The organism is Nocardia sp. NPDC004260, assembly GCF_053603155.1.
On the sequence record NZ_JBSGEZ010000289.1, the window covers coordinates 1 to 1049 of the forward strand.

The window sequence follows — 1049 nt, forward strand, 5'->3', positions numbered from 1 at the left end:
CACCAGACCTCATCCGCGGCCAGCGCGAGCATCACGCCACCAGCCGCCGCATTTCCCGCCAAAGCCGAGATCACGAGCTTGTCGGTGGTGGTGAGGATTGCTTCGACGAGGTCGTTCATGGCGTTGATGTTGAGCCAGGACTTCTCGGCCGGGTCGTCGGCCGCCTCGATCACGTTCAGGTGGATGCCGTTGGAGAAGAAGTCTCGGGCCGGGCCGAGCACGAGCACGTCGATCGGCCGTACACACGCCTGCCGGAAAGCCGCCAGCAGGCTGCGGCATTGACGTGTACTCATTGCGCCGCTGGGAAAAGCGAACTCGAGGTAGCCGACGGTGCCCTCTTCGCGGTAGCGAAGTTCGGACCAGGTGTCCCGGGCGGCGGCTGCGGCCGGTGTGACCGGTACCTCGGGGATCGACTGGGGCAGCTCAGGCCCGAGTGCATCGGTGGCGGGCAGCGTGAACGTGGGCGGACCGCCCGGCACTCGGCGAGCACGCAGCTGTGGCAGCCATACCGCGCCATCGACGGTGGCCCGGCAAATCGCACCGTCACGGACAGCGATCACCGTGCCCGGGACGCCGCGTAGGCGATCCTCGCGATGGCCGCCGTGCAGGTAGTACTCCCGCCCGTACAGTTCGTCCAGGACACCCGGCCGTGAATCCGCGGCGCGCAGTTTCCGCAGCACAACGTCCGTATCGTCGGCTGCCCAGTCGATCCGGCGGTTCCGCTGGTCGTGGTACGGCCGCAGTCGTCCCCGGACGTCCGGGCGCAGGTAGTCCAGTGGCTCGGGCTCGAACCGGCCACCAGCGAATCGGTCGACCGCGAGCAGCACGGCCTGCGCAGCGGCATCGGCTACCTCGTTGCGATACAGCTCGCTCTTGCCGCACGGTGCGACAACGAACGGCACCGAAGCCCAGATCGGTCCCGCATCCATCTCCTCGACCGCCTGAAGCACCGTGACACCCCACTGCTTCTCGCCCTCATGAATGGCCCAGTCAAGGGATGACGGTCCGCGATCACCCTTGGGTCCCGGATGCACGATCAGCACGGTGTG

The 1049-nt window shown here is 67.4% G+C and carries 1 protein-coding gene; it reads right to left on the minus strand.

Annotated features, from left to right (window positions below; all coding sequences use genetic code 11):
- Positions 1-1034, minus strand: a 1034-nt coding sequence (locus ACWEO7_RS39710) for an enoyl-CoA hydratase-related protein (protein WP_452431041.1), incomplete at its 3' end; no start/stop codon positions are given.
- Positions 1035-1049: the final 15 nt, after the last annotated feature.